The following is a 17,309-nucleotide window of genomic DNA, read 5'->3' as shown; positions in this document are numbered from 1 at the left end:
CTCACGAAGGTGACTACACGAGAAGACGGCAGGGCGGACGACGAACTCCGCACGATCAAGATCACCCGCGGGTTCACCAGCCATCCGGCAGGCTCGGTATTGGTCGAGTTCGGGAACACCCGTGTGATGTGTACCGCCAGCGTTGAAGAAGATGTTCCGGGGTGGCGCAAGGGGTCTGGGCTCGGCTGGCTCACCGCGGAATATGCAATGCTCCCCGCTGCGACACATACACGCAGTGGACGTGAATCCGTCAAAGGCAAGGTCGGCGGCCGCACCCAGGAGATCAGCCGACTCATCGGTCGATCACTGCGCGCGTGCATCGACCTTGCGGCAATCGGTGAGAACACCATCGCTTTGGACTGCGACGTTCTGCAGGCAGACGGCGGAACACGTACCGCCGCAATCACGGGCGCGTACGTCGCATTGGTCGACGCGGTCACCTACCTGCGTGCCGCCGACCTGTTGAGCGATCCGCAGCCGATCTCGTGCGGCATCGCGGCTGTCAGCGTCGGTGTTGTCGACGGGCGCGTGCGGTTGGATCTGCCCTACGAGGAGGATTCGCGTGCCGAGGTCGATATGAATGTCGTCGCGACCGACACCGGAACTCTGGTCGAGATCCAGGGCACCGGTGAGGGTGCGACCTTCCCGCGCTCGACTCTCGACAAACTGCTGGACTCTGCACTGGCCGGATGCGAGCAGATATTCGAAATTCAGAAGCTCGCGTTGGCCGAGCCCTACCCGGGTGTACTGCCCGAACCCAAGAACCCGGAACCCAAGAAGAAATTCGGTGCCTGAGCTGTGACTGTCCGAGTGCTGGTTGCCAGCCGAAACGCAAAGAAATTGAAGGAACTCCACCGCGTGCTCGATGCCGCTGGAGTAAGCGGCATCGACCTCGTCGGACTCGACGAAGTGCCGCCGTTCCCGGAAGCCCCGGAGACAGGTGCGACGTTCGAAGTGAACGCACTCGCGAAGGCTCGCGATGGTGCTGCCGCTACCGGAATGCCTTGCATTGCAGATGATTCCGGTGTCGAGATCGACGCGCTCAACGCTATGCCGGGAGTGTTGTCGGCCCGATGGTCGGGAACCCACGGCAACGACGGCGCCAACACGGCGCTCGTCCTCGCGCAATTGGGCGACGTACCGGATGAGCGTCGGGGAGCGGCATTCGTTTCCGCCTGTGCGCTCGTGATTCCCGGTGGCGACGAGACGGTGGTTCGCGGCGAATGGCGCGGAGTTATCGGTCGCGAACCGGCCGGCGACGGCGGGTTCGGCTACGACCCGATCTTCCGGCCCGACGGAGATACCCGTGCCGCTGCGGAATTGACGCCGGCCGAGAAGGACGCGGCTTCACACCGGGGGAGGGCCCTCGTTCAGTTGGTCCCGGCGCTGGCGGCGCTCGCGGTCCAAGAGTGAAAAACGAAGGCCCTGAACGCAATTGCGTTCAGGGCCTTCGTTTTTCGCTAGGTCAGAGCTTGTAGTCGTTCTTGACCTGAACCGTCCGCTTGTGCTCGACGTAGAACGAGAGGAACGGAATCGTGCCGGCAAGTAGTGTGCCAACCGTGCGCGCCGCAGGCCACCGAACCTTGACTGCAAGATCGAGCGTGACGATCAGATAGACGAAGTACACCCAGCCGTGGACAACTGCGATCCACGTCGGAAGGTTGTCGACGCTGAAGATGTACTTCGCGACAACCTCAGCGGTAAGCACCAACAACCAGATGCCTGTCGCGTATGCGAGGACGCGGTACCGCAAGAGTGCGGAACGAACCTTCGTCCGCTTGGCTTCATCGACTGCAGGGACAGCGATGTTCGCTTCCTGACCGGTACTCACGTAGTGCTCCTATCGGGCTCGCGAGCGGCGAGCTGCGCAAGGTAGTCGTTGTATTCGAGCATTTGGCGAGCCTCAGTATCATCGACGTCACGTTCGACGTCGTCGAGCTCAGCCTTCGGGCGCTGCGGAAGCAGGTCCGCAGGAATCTCGCGGGGTGCGGAGGTAGCGTGCTCGGCAGCTACAACTTCGGGGTCGGCATCCTCGAGCTGCACGAACTTGCGGTATGCGTACACCACAAACGCTGCAAAGAGTGGCCACTGGAACGCGTAACCGAGGTTCTGGCCTGTACCGCCCACAGCCTCGAAACGCTCCCACTGCCACCAACCGAGCGCCAAGCAGCCCGCGGCTGAGACAAGGACCAGCAGAATAAGCGCAGGTCGGCGTTTCGTAGCTTTCTTGGACACACTAAGACGGTACCTGAGAGCTATAGTGCCTCGCTCTGCGATCTCCGACACTGTGTCGTAGAGGCGTGCCACGCCGTGTCGTAGAGGCGTGCCGCGGGGCGCAGGTTTCCGGCTTCGGAGCAACGGGAAGCCCCACATCACCCCTACACAGTGATGGTGCGCAGTGACCCCAGTTGTTACAGAGCTTGTTCCCTCGCGGCCGTATCCGAAGCGGCACGGGATCAAGGGTTCGTTCCTCTATTCCGCTGCCACCACCACCGACCCCAAGCAGTTGGGCGTGATGTACCTGGTCACGTCGTTCGCCTTCTTCATGTTGGGCGGATTGATGGCCCTGTTGATCCGGACCGAACTCGCCGTTCCCGGGCTCCAGTTTCTCTCGAATGAGCAGTACAACCAGCTCTTCACCATGCACGGCACGATCATGCTGCTGCTGTACGCGACGCCGATCGTCTTCGGTTTCGCGAACTACATTCTGCCGTTGCAAATCGGTGCGCCGGACGTGGCGTTTCCGCGACTGAACGCGTTGAGTTACTGGCTCTATCTGTTCGGTGCGCTCATCACCGTCTCGGGTTTTCTCACGCCGGGCGGGGCCGCCGATTTCGGCTGGACCGGATATTCCCCACTGACCGACGCGCTGCATTCACCGGGTGTCGGTGCCGATCTGTGGATTATGGGGTTGGTGTTGGCCGGCGTCGGGACCATCCTCGGTGGGGTCAACATGATCACTACGGTCGTTTGCCTGCGCGCGCCGGGAATGACGATGTTCCGGATGCCGATCTTCACCTGGAATGTGTTCATGACCATGATCCTGGTATTGCTCGCGTTCCCGATTCTGACCGCAGCGCTGATGGGTTTGTTGGTGGATCGCCATCTCGGCGGTCATATCTTCGATCCCGCAAACGGTGGCGCGATCTTGTGGCAGCACTTGTTCTGGTTCTTCGGTCATCCCGAGGTATACATCGTGGCGATACCGTTCTTCGGCATCGTGTCAGAGATATTTCCGGTCTTCTCCCGCAAACCGATCTTCGGATACCTCGGGCTGGTCTACGCGACCATCGCGATTACCGCTCTCTCGGCGGCGGTCTGGGCCCATCACATGTTTGCCACGGGAGCTGTTTTGCTGCCGTTCTTTTCGATGATGAGTTTCCTCATCGCGGTGCCGACCGGGGTGAAATTCTTCAACTGGATCGGCACGATGTGGAAGGGACAGTTGACCTTCGAATCGCCGATGTTGTTCTCGATCGGCTTTCTGATCACCTTCCTTTTCGGAGGTCTGTCCGGGGTGATTCTGGCGAGTCCACCACTCGACTTCCATGTCACCGATTCATATTTTCTCGTCGCGCACTTCCACTACGTGCTCTTCGGAACCATCGTCTTCGCGAGCTACGCCGGGATCTACTTCTGGTTCCCGAAAATGACCGGACGATTCATGAACGAACGTCTCGGCAGATGGCATTTCTGGACGACCTTCGTCGGTTTCCATATGACGTTTCTGGTCCAACATTGGCTCGGCGCCGAAGGTATGCCGCGCCGGTATGCGGATTACCTGCCGTCGGACGGATTTACCACCCTGAACTCGATCTCCACGATCGGTTCGTTTGTCCTCGGCGTGTCACTGTTGCCGTTCGTCTGGAACGTTTTCACGTCCTATCGATACGGGGAAGTCGTGACGGTCGACGACCCGTGGGGGTTCGGAAACTCACTCGAATGGGCAACTACCTGCCCGCCGCCGCGGCACAACTTCATCGAACTACCCCGAATTCGCAGCGAACGACCGGCGTTCGAACTGCACTATCCACATATGGTCGAACGGATGAGAGCGGAAGAGCACGCCGGTAGAAGGCAGGGCGCAACAAAAAGCAGGTGAGCCCAACCTTTCGGCGGGCCCACCTGCTATGAGTTCTTGAATCGAACTCTTACTTGTGCGCGAGGGGGGACTTGAACCCCCACGTCCTGAGACACTGGAACCTAAATCCAGCGCGTCTGCCAATTCCGCCACTCGCGCGCGGAATTCAAAGGATACGCGACGGCATACCCCTTGTCGGCACCGCCCTTGCAGAGCGGACTCAGCGCTCAGTTGGCACTCGAAACCCCAGATCAAGCCGAGTCGGCGAGGCTGTCCGCCACGACAGGTTTCGATTGCCGTCGAGGTCGCTCGGCGGTGCGTTGATACCGCCAGGCCGCGTGGGTCAGGGTTGCGATGGATACGCCCAGTTCTTGGGCTGCGGCCGTCAGAATCGCCGTCGCGTCAACGGTGCTCAGTGGTTCCTCATTCCCGACGGCCTCGGCGGCGAAGCGCGTCAGTAAATCCGCAGAGCCCGCTGTGAGTGTGCCGGAAAGGAACAGCAGCAGTTCGAAGGTGCGCGCTCCCAGTCCGGGAACGGAAATGACGGCGTCACGATGTGCGTCGGTGTCGCTGATGTCATGACTGCCGGTGCATCCGGTTGCGATCAGTGCGGCAGCGGCCAGTGCGGCGGCCTCGGCTTTGGTGGAGTAATTGCCCGGCACTCGCTGACGGTTGCCGAGGATGATCGCCAGTTCGTCTCCGCGATCAGCGAAGGCCGCGAGCGCGGCCAGATCGTCGAGCGGTTCACTCGACTGGCGGTAGTCGCGCCACTTGGCAATGACGGCCCGGACGCCAGTGGACGGCGTTCCGTACGCGGCGCGAGCCGAGAAGATGGCGTCGAGAATTGCGGCTTCCGCTTCCTGCTGCCAACCGTCGTTCCAATGTGGCCAGGCGGCGAGTGGTAGCTCGCCTTCGATGAAGCCGACGGCCGTTTGTGCGTTGGTGATACCCATGATTTCTCCCCCCAGAGAATGTGGTCCGAATGGACGCGCTCAACGTAGCGAGTGGGTCCGACAGGTTTTGCCGTAGTACGCATGGGACGCGCCAACCGTCAAGAGGGTCACGAATTGGTAACAATAAATATGAGGGGTTCCTCAGGTTTGTGGAAATGCAAGTAACAGTCCCTGGCAGCGGCTTTGCGACCTACTCGCGAGTCACTTTCTTGATGTTCGGTGAGGAAGATCACCGCCAGGGAAGTCATGTACTCGACGCCGCCCGCAAACGTGAGGAAATCCTCATGATCCTGTGCAAACCTTGTTGTGCACGGAGGCCTTGATCATGCCGATTTTTTCGGTGGATACGCGAGCAATTCAGCCGGGCAGGACACTGCAAATCCCACCTCGCCGCAGAGGTGACCAGGAGAGGACGTACGCGTGACGATCGATGACACGACACCTACAGGAAACGGACGCGACTCGAAGGACGGACGCCGCGTTGGCGTCGACGGGGGAGTTTCTCGCACGACCAGCAAAGGTGCCCTCGTCGATTCACTGAACAACGGACTCCCGTACGCGGTTGCGTTCGGTGGGCAGGGTGCTCCGTGGCTCAGCACGCTCGAAGAACTCAGCCGCGACAACGGCCTCGAGCCGGTTCTGACTGATCTGGTCAACGATGCCGCTGCACGCCTCGCTCCCGTTGCTCAGGATCTCGTGGTTGTGCGCCCGATCGGTTTCGACCCGATCGCGTGGATGCTCGAAGCCGAGATCGTGGACGAAGAAGAAGGTGAGAAGCCGGCAGGACCGTCTGCTGCAGCACTCACCGCAGCACCAGTTTCACTTCCCGGTGTGTTTCTCACGCAGCTTGCGGCGCTGCGTGCGCTCTCTGCGCAGGGTCTCGATACCGCCGCTCATGCGCCCGTTTCTGTCATCGGCCATTCGCAGGGCGTTCTGGCGACCGCTGCCGTTGCCGCCCGCGGCAACGACGACGGGGAACTTCTGGCAGTCGCACAGCTCGTCGGTGCTGCAGCCAGCCTGGTCGGACGTCGCCGCGGAATCATCGCGAGCGCTGCCGGCAAGCCGATGGTTGCCGTATCCAACGTCGATCCCGAACGACTGGCCGCCGTTGTCGCCGAACTGGCCGAGACCACGACGCCCGAGTGCGCCGCTGTTCTCGCTATCCGCAACGGCCGCCGCCGCGTTGTCCTCGCCGGACCTCCCGCTCAGCTTGCGCGAGTTCAGGAACGCTGCGAGCAGATCGAAGCTGAAGAAGCACGTGAACGCGAAGGCAAGAAGCGTGGCGGTTCGGTATTCGCGCCGTCCTTCGACCCGCTCGACACCGAGATCGGCTTCCATCACCCGGCGCTTGCCGACGCCGTGGACCTGGTCGCTAGCTGGGCAATCCGCTGCGGCCTGGACGCAGATCGCGCCCGCGCACTCGCGCAGGCAGTGCTCGTCGATCCGGTCGACTGGGTACAGGAAGTTGATGGCGCCATCAAGGCCGGCGCACAGTGGATCCTCGATCTCGGACCGAGTGACCAGCTGACCCGCATGACGGCGTCGTCGCTGCGCGGACAGGGCATCGGCATCATCGCTGCTGCCACTCGCGGCGGACACCGCAACCTTCTGACTCCCGGTGCTACGCCTGAGGTCTCACGTTCGTGGACCGAATTCGCGCCCAAGCCGGTTACGTTGCCCGGCGGACGCATCGGCGTCGAGACGGCTTTCACGAAGCTGACCGGCCGCTCGCCGATCCTCCTCGCCGGCATGACGCCGACGACGGTCGACGCCAAGATCGTTGCCGCCGCGGCAAACGCCGGCCACTGGGCCGAGCTCGCCGGTGGTGGCCAGGTCACCGAAGAAATCTTCGAAGACCGTGTCGCAGAACTGAAGATGCTGCTCGAACCGGGCCGCGCGATCCAGTTCAACTCTCTCTTCCTCGACCCGTACCTGTGGAAGCTCCAGCTCGGTGGCAAGCGCCTCGTGCAGCGCGCCCGCACCGCCGGTGCGCCCATCGACGGTGTCATCGTCACCGCCGGTATCCCGGAACTCGAAGAGGCCGTTGCCCTTATCGACGAGCTCTCCGAGATCGGCATCACCAACATCGCGTTCAAGCCCGGCACCGTGGCGCAGATCCGCTCCGTGATCCGCATTGCCAACGAGGTTCCGAACTTCCCGGTCATCGTCCACATCGAAGGCGGCCGTGCCGGCGGACACCACTCGTGGGAAGACCTCGACGACCTGCTTATCGACACCTACGCCGAACTGCGTGCGCGTCCGAACCTGGTCATCTGCGTCGGCGGCGGCATCGGAACACCCGAGCGCGCAGCTGATTACCTGACTGGCCGTTGGTCGGTTGCAGCCGGCTTCCCGGCAATGCCCGTCGACGGCATCCTCGTCGGAACCGCTGCCATGGCAACGCTCGAGGCCACCACCTCACCCGAGGTCAAGCAGCTTCTCGTCGACACACCGGGTACTCCGGACTGGGTCGGCGCCGGCACTGCCGAAGGCGGAATGGCTTCGGGGCGTAGCCAACTCGGTGCCGACATCCACGAGATAGACAATGCCGCTTCGCGCACCGGACGCCTCCTCGACGAGGTCGCCGGTGATTCCGACGCCGTTGCCGAGCGTCGTGACGAAATCATCGCCGCGCTCAACGTCACGGCCAAGCCGTACTTCGGTGACGTCGAGACGATTACGTACGCACAGTGGTTGCGTCGTTACCTCGAGCTGACCGTCGGTATCGACGCTGCCAAGGAATTCGACTGCGGCGCAGACCTGCAGGACGCAATTACCGAGGCAACGTCGAGCACGTGGCTCGATATCAGCTGGCGCGCACGCTTCGGCGAAATGCTGCAGCGCGCCGAGGCTCGTCTGCACCCGGTCGACCGTGGTCCCATCCCGACCCTGTTTGCCGACGCTGCAACTCTCGAGCGTCCCGAGGCTGCGATCTGCGCTCTGCAGGCGTCGTACCCGGACTACGACACCACGGTTCTGCACCCGGCCGACATCTCGTTCTTCATCTCCCTGTGCAAGACGCCGGGTAAGCCCGTCAACTTCGTACCGGTTGTCGACGGCGACGTACGTCGTTGGTGGCGTAGCGATTCCCTCTGGCAGGCGCACGATCCGCGGTACACCGCCGATCAAGTCTGCGTCATCCCCGGCACCGTTGCCGTTGCCGGCATCACCGAGGTCGACGAGCCCGTCGGTGCCCTGCTCGATCGCTTCGAGAAGGCCACGTACGACGAGTTGGTCGCTGCCGGAACAACTCCGGTGACCCTCGCAAGCCGTCGTCATCAGGATGCCGCTCCCGGATTGCTCGACGCTGTTCTCTCGGCACCGGATCTCCAGTGGGCCGGTCGTCTGACCCAGAACCCCGTCCGTCGCCTCGGCGACCTCGATCAGTGGTCCGCTCAGTCGGCAGAAAAGGCTGTTCACGGCACTACGGGTGCGAGCCTGACCGTCGTCGACGAGTCGCACGTTCTGCTTTCTGTTCCGTTGGTGGCAGACAAGTCCGTTGACATCACCATCACCATCCCGGTATCCGTCGTCGACGGTGGCGCTCCGGTTGTCACCGAGGCCGACGCCGAAGCTGCGATGTCCGCTCTCCTGGCAGTTGCTGCAGGACAGGAACTTCCGACCGTCAAGAACGGCAAGGCGCGCGTCAACGTCGCGTGGGTTCCCGATCGTATCGCCGATCACGCCGGTGTCACCGGTTCCGGTCTGCCCACCACGCTGAGTGTGAGCGGTAAGGCTGTCCCGGACGTCGTCGTCGGAGCTTGCTGGCCTGCTGTCTTTGCCGTCCTCGGCGCAGCCAAGCTGGACAGTCTTTCGGTTATCGAAGGCATGCTCGACCTGGTCCACCTGGATCACACGGTCGATTTCGTCGGTGAGCTGCCCTCCGAGACAAGCATTCTCGTGATCAACGCCGAGGTTGCCTCGGTTCTCGATACCGACCTCGGTCGTGTTGTCGAGGTCAAGGTCGAGGTCGGTGCCATGCTCGGTGAGGGCCTCGACGCCCCCGCCGTGGTCACCATGACCGAGCGTTTCGCCATCCGTGGACGCACCGGCGCCGGCGAACTCGCCGACCCGGCACGCGCCGGCGGATCGATCACCGACGCTGCCATCGACACCCCGCGTCGCCGTCGCCGTGACGCCAAGATCCTGGCTCCGGTCAGCATGGGCGCTTTCGCCCAGGTCTCCGGTGACCACAACCCGATCCACACGTCCGACAACGCCGCACTGTTGGCCGGTCTCGGAAGCCCGATCGTGCACGGCATGTGGCTGTCCGCTGCAGCCCAGCAGGTTGTCACCGCAGTCGATCCCAGCGAAACCCGCACACCGCCGCGTCGTCTGACCGCATGGACCGCTCGTTTCCTCGGCATGGTTCGCCCCGGTGCCGAGATCGATGTTCGTGTCGATCGTGTCGGCATCGATCAGGGCGCCGAAATCGTCGAGGTCGGTTGCCGTATCGATGGTGAACTGGTCATGGTCGCCACCGGACGCACCGCCGCGCCGACGACCGTCTACGCGTTCCCCGGCCAGGGCATCCAGCGTCCGGGCATGGGCCTCGACGCCCGCGCTCGCTCGAAGGCTGCGCGCGACGTCTGGGAGCGTGCCGACAAGCACACCCGGAAGGCGCTCGGATTCTCGATTCTCGCTGTGGTGCGCGACAACCCGGTCACCGTCAAGGCTCGCGGAGTCGAGCACAAGCACCCGGACGGTGTCCTGCACCTGACGCAGTTCACGCAGGTTGCGATGGCCGTTCTCGGTGTCGCCCAGGTTGCCGAACTCCGTGAGTCGGGCACCTTCATCGAGGGCTCCTACCTGGCTGGTCACTCGGTCGGCGAGTACAACGCCCTCGCCGCTGTTGCCGAGGTCTTCCCGCTCGAAGCGCTCCTCGAGGTTGTCTTCCAGCGCGGTTCCGCGATGCACCAGCTCGTTCCTCGTGACGCATCGGGCCGCTCCGACTACCGCATGGCAGCTATTCGCCCGTCGCAGATCGGTGTGTCCGACGACGACGTGCAGGGCTTTGTCGCCGGTGTTGCCGAGGCTTCCGGTGAGTTCCTCGAAATCGTGAACCTGAACCTGCGTGGCAGCCAGTACGCCATTGCCGGCTCGGTTGCCGGTCTCGACGCACTCGAGATCGAAATCGATCGTCTCCGAGCAGAATTCGGCGGCAAGCGCGCCTACATCCAGGTTCCCGGCATCGATGTGCCGTTCCACTCCACCGTTCTTCGCGGCGGCGTCGCGGACTTCCGCCGTTGCCTGCAGGACTTGCTCCCGCACGACATCGATCCGGACATCCTCATCGGTCGCTACATCCCGAACCTCGTTCCGAAGCTGTTCACGTTGGATCGCAGCTTCGTTCAGGAAATCGCCGATCTGGTTCCGTCGGAGCCACTGGATGCAGTTCTCGCAGACTTCGACAGCTACGCAACCCGTACTCACGAACTGTCCCGGATCATCCTGATCGAGCTTCTGGCCTGGCAGTTCGCCAGCCCGGTTCGCTGGATCGAGACCCAGGACCTGCTCTTCGCCGACGAGTCCGACGGTGGACTCGGTGTGGAGCGTTTCGTCGAGGTCGGCCTCGGGTCTGCCCCGACAGTCGCGAACCTCGCGTCGCAGACGCTCAAGCTGCCGGGTCGCTTCGGTTACCCCGTCGAGGTTCTGAACATCGAACGCGAAGCCGGAATCGTCTACGGCACGGACATCGATCCGGCTGCCGACGACGATGACGACGTCGAAACCGCTGCGCCGCAGGCCGCTCCGGTTGCTGCTGCCCCTGCGGCCGCTGCTGCACCGGTCGCCACGTCCAGTGGACCGCGTCCGGACGATCTCACCTTCAAGGCACCCGACGCCACCAAGGTTCTGATCAGCCTGTGGACCAAGCTGCGTCCCGATCAGGTCGGCCCCGCCGACACGATCGAGGCACTGTGCGACGGCGTCTCCTCACGTCGTAACCAGCTCCTCGTCGACCTCGGTTCCGAGCTTTCTCTCGGCGCCATCGACGGTGCGGCAGATGCAGACATGGGCTCGCTCGGCGCCACCGTCGACAAGTTGGCTCGTACGTACAGGCCTTTCGGGCCGGTTCTTTCCGATTCGATCAACGATCACCTCCGCAAGGTCTTCGGACCTTCGGGCAAGCGCCCCGGCTACATCGCCGACCGTGTCAAGAAGGTCTGGGAGCTGGGCGACGGCTGGGCACATCACGTCACCGCAGCGGTTGCTCTCGGTACCCGTGACGGCGCCAGCATCCGCGGCGGCGAACTTGGTGGACTGAGCTCCGGCGCACTCGCCGACGCAGCAGCTGTTGACGCTGTCATCGACAGTGCTGTGGCTTCGGTCGGTTCTGCTCGCGGTGTCAGTGTTGCTCTGCCTGCCACCGGCGGTGGCAGCGGCGGAACCGTCGACGCTGCAGCTCTGGGCGAGTTCACCGAGAACATCACCGGTCGCAACGGCGTTCTGGCTTCGGCCGCTCGTCTCGTGCTCGAGCAGCTCGGCCTGAGCGAAGACGCTCCGGTCGCGACGGTCGAAGACACCGAACTGGTCGATCTTGTTTCGGCTGAGCTGGGCTCCGACTGGCCGCGTCTGGTTGCTCCGGCATTCGACGCCCAGAAGGCAGTCTTGCTCGACGACCGTTGGGCAAGTGCGCGTGAGGATCTCGCACGTATTTGGCTCGGATCCGAAACGTTGTCGGTTGAGAACTTCATTGGAGCCGGTTCCACCGTTGCCGCGCAGGCAAAGTGGTGGTCCACCCGCGCTTCCGACGAAGGCCGCACAACGCTGGCCGAGGTCTACACCCGCATCGCCGGCGCAGCTGTCACTGCTGAATCGGACGCGCCGGAGTGGGCCGGCGAGGTCGCAGTCGTGACCGGCGCCAGCCAGGGTTCCATCGCCGCAAGTGTCACGGGCAAGCTCTTGGCCGGCGGCGCAACGGTATTCGTCACGACCTCGCGTTTGGACGGCAAGCGTCTCGGCTTCTACCGCGACCTGTACCGCGAAAATGCTCGCGCCGGTGCCGCTCTCTGGGTGGTTCCTGCGAACATGGCGTCGTACACGGACGTCGACGCACTGATCGACTGGATCGGTAACGAGGCCACCGAAAATGCCAGTGGCGCAAAGAAGCTGATCAAGCCGGCTATGACGCCGACGATGCTGTTCCCGTTCGCGGCTCCTCGCGTCGGCGGCGAGCTTTCCGACGCCGGTGCTCGCGCCGAAATGGAAATGCGTGTACTCCTATGGTCGGTGGAGCGCCTGATCGGTGGTCTGTCGAAGATCGGTTACGACAGCGATGTCGACACGCACCTGCACGTAGTTCTGCCCGGTTCACCGAACCGCGGAACGTTCGGTGGCGACGGCGCTTACGGTGAGGCCAAGGCTTCGCTGATCGCTGTGGTCAACCGTTGGAAGGCCGAGCGCAACTGGGCCGAGCGAGTCACGTTGGCGCACGCCATCATCGGCTGGGTTCGCGGAACCGGCCTGATGGGCCACAACGACCCGATCGTCGACGCTGTCGAAGCTGCCGGTGTCCGTACCTGGTCCACCCAGGAAATGGCGACCGAACTGCTGAAGACGGCTACCGCCGAGTCGCGTCGTAGCGCTGCGAAGGCACCGCTCGAAATCGACTTGACCGGTGGACTTTCCGAGGCGAACCTCGATCTGGGTGCACTGGCTCGCGAAGCCGCCGAGGTTGCAGAACTGGCGGAGGCAGTGGACGAAGCCATCGATGAGAGCAGCATCCTGGCACTGCCGGCGCCGGCTCGAATCGATGGCACGATCAAGGCTCCGAGCTGGCCCGAACTCGACACCAATCCTTCGGACCTCGTGGTCATCGTGGGCGCGGGCGAGCTTGGCCCCTACGGTTCCTCGCGTACTCGCTTCGAGATGGAGGTCGACGAGCAACTGTCTGCCGCCGGCGTTCTGGAGCTCGCGTGGAACACCGGACTGATCGTCTGGGAGAACGACCCCAAGCCGGGGTGGTACGACGTCGAATCAGGCGATCTGGTGCCCGAGGCGGAAATCGCCGACAAGTACAACGATGCAGTCGTCGAGCGTTGCGGCATCCGTCGATTCGTCGACGAAGGCCCGATGATCGACAACACCGCGCCGCTGCTCACCTCGGTGTTCCTGGACAAGGATCTGAGCTTCGTCGTCGGCAGTGAGGCAGAGGCGCAGGCCTTCGTCGAATCCGATCCCGAGAACACCGTGGCGTCGGTATCGGCAGAGTCCGGCGACTGGACGGTCACACGCCGCGCTGGTACCGAGATCCGCGTCCCGCGCAAGATGAAGCTGACCCGCAGTGTTGGCGGCCAGATTCCGACCAACTTCGACGTCACCAAGTGGGGAATCCCCGCCGACATGGCTGATTCGGTCGACCGCGTCGGATTGTGGAACATCGTCGCTACCGTGGATGCGTTCCTCACCGGCGGGTTCACACCGAGCGAACTGCTGCGTTGGGTTCACCCGAGCCTGGTTGCGAACACGCAGGGCACCGGCATGGGCGGCATGTCCTCCATGCGGAGCCTGTACATCGATACGCTGCTCGGCGAGAACCGTCCCAACGACATCCTGCAGGAAGCTCTGCCGAATGTTATTGCGGCGCACGTCGTTCAGTCGTACGTTGGCGGTTACGGCGCGATGGTTCACCCCGTCGCAGCGTGCGCAACCGTGGCAGTGTCGGTCGAAGAAGGCGTCGACAAGATCCGGTTGGGTAAGGCCACGCTGGTGGTTGCCGGTGGCTACGACGACTTGAGTGCGGAAGAAATCATCGGTTTCGGTGACATGTCTGCCACGGCCAAGACGGACGACATGCGTGCCAAGGGCATCGAGGATCGCCGCTTCTCGCGGGCCAACGATCGTCGTCGCGGCGGCTTCGTCGGGTCCGCCGGTGGTGGCACGATCCTGCTCGCTCGCGGTGACCTGGCACTGGAAATGGGCTTGCCCGTTCTCGGTGTGGTTGCCTGGGCTGGATCGTTCTCCGACGGCGTCAACACCTCCATCCCGGCTCCGGGTATCGGGGCGCTGGGCGCCGGACGTGGGGGACCGGATTCGCAGCTTGCACTTTCGCTCAATGCACTCGGGGTGAGTGCCGACGACATCACGGTGATCTCCAAGCACGACACCTCGACTGCGGCCAACGACCCCAACGAGGCCGAGCTGCACGAGCGCCTCGCCGGGGCACTGGGACGCAGCGACGGTGCACCGCTGTTCGTGGTCTCGCAGAAGAGCCTGACCGGCCACGCGAAGGGTGGTGCCGCAGCCTTCCAGCTGATCGGTCTCTGCCAGGTGCTCAGCCAGGGCGTCATCCCGCCGAACCGTAGCCTCGACTGCGTCGACGACAAGATGGCCGAGTTCGAACACCTCGTGTGGGCACGTCAGCCGCTCAAGTTCGGTGAGCAGCTCCCGCTGCGCGCCGGCCTGCTGACCAGCCTCGGCTTCGGTCACGTCACCGGACTGATTGCGGTTGTCCACCCGCAGGCATTTGTCGAGTCGGTCCCCGCAGCCAAGCGTGAGGCGTACATCGCAGCCGCACAGCAGCGCACCGTCGACGGTCAGCGTCGCCTCGCGAAGGCGATGTGCGGTGGCGACAGCCTGTACGAGCGTCCCGCAGATCGTCGCCTCGGCGCCGACGGAACGCCCGCGAAGGTCTCGCGTCAGCTCGAAGTAGACATGCTCCTGAGCGAGGATGCCCGACTCGGTGCAGATCAGGTGTACCGCTCGAATCTGCCTGGCTGCAAGTAGATAATCGCAGGATGGGAGTTCTGGGTATCGGTTTCGACCTCGTCACGGTGTCGGAGTTCGCCGAGCAACTGAAACGGCCGGGAACGGCTATGCTCGACAACTTCACACCGGGTGAGCGTCGGGATGCCAATACTCGGAGTTCCGATCCCGCAAGACATTTCGCGGCCCGGTGGGCGGCGAAGGAAGCAGTGATCAAAGCGTGGTCCACTGCTCTCTTTGCCAGCCCACCGGTGCTGGGGGAGATGATCCACAATCAGATCGAAGTGATCTCGGATGCGTGGGGGCGCCCCGCCATCAGGTTGCGCGGCGACGTCGCGAAGCACCTCACCGACGTGAAGATTCACATCTCGCTGACTCACGATGGAGACATGGCCGGCGCATTCGCCGTCATAGAATCGCTCTGACGAGCGGACTAGCCTTCGTAGGTTCCGAGGCCCTTCGAACGGGATTCTTTCTCCGCCACCAGAAGGTAAGCGCCCATCAGTCGCTTGAGTTCCACTACCGCGTCCGCATGGCTCTGGCCGTCCTGGACCGAGAAGTTCAGCATCGAATACACCACGTGCACAAGAACTTCCGCCATCATCATGCGGCGGTCGCGAGGGGAGCGCGGTGTCAGCGGCCCGAGCATTTTTGCGACGGTCTCCGCGAACTGCTTCTCGTGGATGACTCCCGTTGCCCGGGTAGACGGCGTCGACTGCATTGCCAGCCACACCTCACGGCGCGAGGGATCCGACGTCCAGAGACCGGCCATGTGATCGACGAAGCTGTTGAGGAAACGCAGCCAATCCAGTGACGGTACTTCGCCGCCGAACTGAGCTAGTTCGTGTTGGACTCCGACAAGGTCCTGACGGTTCAATTCGCACACGATGACGTACTTGTTGGCAAAGAACTGATACAGCGTTCCGATGGGGACGTCGGCGCGCGCCGCGACCTCTTCGCACGTGAACGATTCGAAACCGACATCGGTGAGCAGATCCCGCGACGCGGCAAGAAGTGCGTCGAATTTGCGTTGGCTTCGTTCCTGCGTCGGACGCTTACGCGGAAGCAGTTCCTGCGGTTCCTCATGGTGTGAATTCTCGAGAGCAGGGTCCGGCCGTCGACGTACGCGATTGCGGGTGGATGACTGCACGGCTTCGAGGCTATCGGCATTGGCCGCAGAATTTGGTACTTGAGGAATATCCGAGGTCATCGAGTGATCACCTGTCCGACGGCAGACGCGAGAATTGCGCTGCGTCGCTGCGAGTGCTCGAAATCCCACGACGTTGCCACACTCCGATTCTAGGTGACCAAGTGTCCAACTGATGAGAGGGTTGCTGATCGGTGATTCGGGCACACTTAGAAGTGCGATGACGGAGAGGATGAAAATGACCGATCAACTACGCGCTACGGTGTCCACGCTCATGCCTCGTGCCCGAGAGGACCTCACAACTTTGGTGGCTTTGCGATCCGTCGCTGATGCGCGACAGTTCCCGCCGGAAGAATGTGCGAGTGCGGCGCAGTGGATTCTGGAAGCTTTCCGAGAGCAAGGATTTGACGACGTCGAATCGGTCGAGACCTCGGACGGTTCCGCTGCGATCATCGGCTTTCGACCAGGCCCGACAGATGCCCCGATGGTGCTCCTCTACTGCCACTACGACGTTCAGCCGCCGGGAAGCGAAGAACTTTGGGAATCGCCACCTTTCAGCCTTACCGAGAAAGCAGGGCGCTGGTATGGGCGAGGGGCAGCGGACTGCAAAGGCAATGTCGTGATGCATCTGACGGCCCTGCGCGCACTGGCCGCAACCGGTCTCGAACCAACTGTCGGTGTGAGAATCGTCGCCGAAGGCTCGGAAGAGATGGGCACCGGCGGTCTCGAGGATTTACTCCGGGATCGGCCGGAACTTTTTGCTGCAGACGTGATGTTGATCGGGGATACGGGCAACATCGAGGTCGGGGCGCCGACAATCACGACATCCCTGCGCGGCATGGCCAACGTCGTGGTGCACGTGTCGACGCTGGAGGGTGAGGTCCATTCCGGTGCGTACGGGGGCGCCGCGCCTGATGCCCTTACCGCGTTGGTGCAGATGCTCTCGACCCTCCACGACGAGTACGGCAACACCACCGTCGACGGATTGACGAACGATCAGCGCTGGGATGGCGTCGAATATGCCGAGGGTCGGTTTCGTGCTGATGCCGGCGTGCTCGACGGTGTCGGCCTGAGCGGTTCAGGTTCCGTGGCCGAACAAGTGTGGGCTCGCCCAGCACTCACGATTCTGGGGATCGACTGCCCGCCGGTAGTCGGTTCGGCCGCAGCGATCGCGCCCCGGGCGTCTGCGCGACTCAACCTGCGCGTCCCGCCCGGCATCGATCCCGTCGGCGCGCAGGACCTACTGATCGGACATCTGCTGGCTGCGGCGCCGTGGGATGTCCGTGTTTCGGTCGAACCCGAGTCGACGGGTATGCCGTTCAGTGCGTCGACGGGCGGGCCGGGATACAAGCAGCTCAGCACGGCGCTGAGCGAGGCGTACCGGGCTGAAGTCGGGTTTGCCGGACAGGGAGGATCGATTCCC

10 protein-coding genes and 1 tRNA gene are annotated in these 17,309 nt (G+C 63.1%); 6 read left to right on the top strand and 5 right to left on the bottom strand.

The features are described 5' to 3' along the window. Window positions 1-9 precede the first annotated feature (9 nt). Complete coding sequence (rph, locus tag QM600_RS19775) at window positions 10-795, top strand: ribonuclease PH (RefSeq protein ID WP_283263253.1); 786 nt, start codon at window positions 10-12, stop codon at window positions 793-795. Between the two features lie 3 nt (window positions 796-798). Next, the gene (gene rdgB, locus QM600_RS19770; protein WP_283263252.1) at window positions 799-1,413 is read left to right on the top strand and encodes an RdgB/HAM1 family non-canonical purine NTP pyrophosphatase; all 615 of its coding nucleotides are present in this window, start codon (window positions 799-801) and stop codon (window positions 1,411-1,413) included. Between the two features lie 52 nt (window positions 1,414-1,465). On the opposite strand, the gene QM600_RS19765 is transcribed toward rdgB, so the two are convergent. Both QM600_RS19765 and QM600_RS19760 read right to left on the bottom strand, forming a co-directional pair. Continuing rightward, window positions 1,466-1,831, bottom strand: coding sequence for a DUF3817 domain-containing protein (locus QM600_RS19765; protein ID WP_283263251.1), 366 nt, complete (start codon window positions 1,829-1,831; stop codon window positions 1,466-1,468). Further along, entirely contained in the window at window positions 1,828-2,235 is a 408-nt protein-coding gene (locus tag QM600_RS19760) for a transcriptional regulator (RefSeq protein ID WP_283263249.1), read from the bottom strand. The genes QM600_RS19765 and QM600_RS19760 overlap by 4 nt, the downstream gene beginning before the upstream one ends. Window positions 2,236-2,398: 163 nt before the next feature. Between QM600_RS19760 and ctaD the strand changes: the two genes are divergently transcribed. Continuing rightward, window positions 2,399-4,102, top strand: coding sequence for an aa3-type cytochrome oxidase subunit I (gene ctaD / locus QM600_RS19755; RefSeq protein WP_283263248.1), 1,704 nt, complete (start codon window positions 2,399-2,401; stop codon window positions 4,100-4,102). Window positions 4,103-4,158: 56 nt separating this feature from the next. Here the strand turns inward: ctaD and QM600_RS19750 are convergent. Continuing rightward, a tRNA-Leu gene (locus tag QM600_RS19750) sits at window positions 4,159-4,240 on the bottom strand. Window positions 4,241-4,332: 92 nt separating this feature from the next. Continuing rightward, the gene (locus tag QM600_RS19745; RefSeq protein WP_283263246.1) at window positions 4,333-5,034 is read right to left on the bottom strand and encodes a DUF8548 family protein; all 702 of its coding nucleotides are present in this window, start codon (window positions 5,032-5,034) and stop codon (window positions 4,333-4,335) included. A gap of 420 nt (window positions 5,035-5,454) precedes the next feature. Between QM600_RS19745 and QM600_RS19740 the strand changes: the two genes are divergently transcribed. Both QM600_RS19740 and acpS read left to right on the top strand, forming a co-directional pair. Next, the gene (locus QM600_RS19740) at window positions 5,455-14,760 is read left to right on the top strand and encodes a type I polyketide synthase (RefSeq protein ID WP_283263245.1); all 9,306 of its coding nucleotides are present in this window, start codon (window positions 5,455-5,457) and stop codon (window positions 14,758-14,760) included. Window positions 14,761-14,771: 11 nt separating this feature from the next. Beyond that, the gene (gene acpS / locus QM600_RS19735; RefSeq protein WP_283263244.1) at window positions 14,772-15,164 is read left to right on the top strand and encodes a holo-ACP synthase AcpS; all 393 of its coding nucleotides are present in this window, start codon (window positions 14,772-14,774) and stop codon (window positions 15,162-15,164) included. 8 nt (window positions 15,165-15,172) lie between these two features. Here acpS and QM600_RS19730 read toward each other — a convergent pair whose 3' ends face one another. Next, window positions 15,173-15,889, bottom strand: a complete 717-nt coding sequence (locus QM600_RS19730; RefSeq protein WP_283263286.1) for a TetR/AcrR family transcriptional regulator — start codon at window positions 15,887-15,889, stop codon at window positions 15,173-15,175. 235 nt (window positions 15,890-16,124) lie between these two features. Between QM600_RS19730 and QM600_RS19725 the strand changes: the two genes are divergently transcribed. Beyond that, window positions 16,125-17,309: dipeptidase (locus QM600_RS19725; protein WP_283263243.1), on the top strand; the 1,185-nt coding region annotated here is incomplete at its 3' end.

Source organism: Rhodococcus sp. IEGM 1379 (assembly GCF_030056815.1).
GTDB lineage: Bacteria > Actinomycetota > Actinomycetes > Mycobacteriales > Mycobacteriaceae > Rhodococcus_F.
Note: the sequence above shows the minus strand (reverse complement) of the source record. Positions and strands in the feature narration are given on the sequence as shown.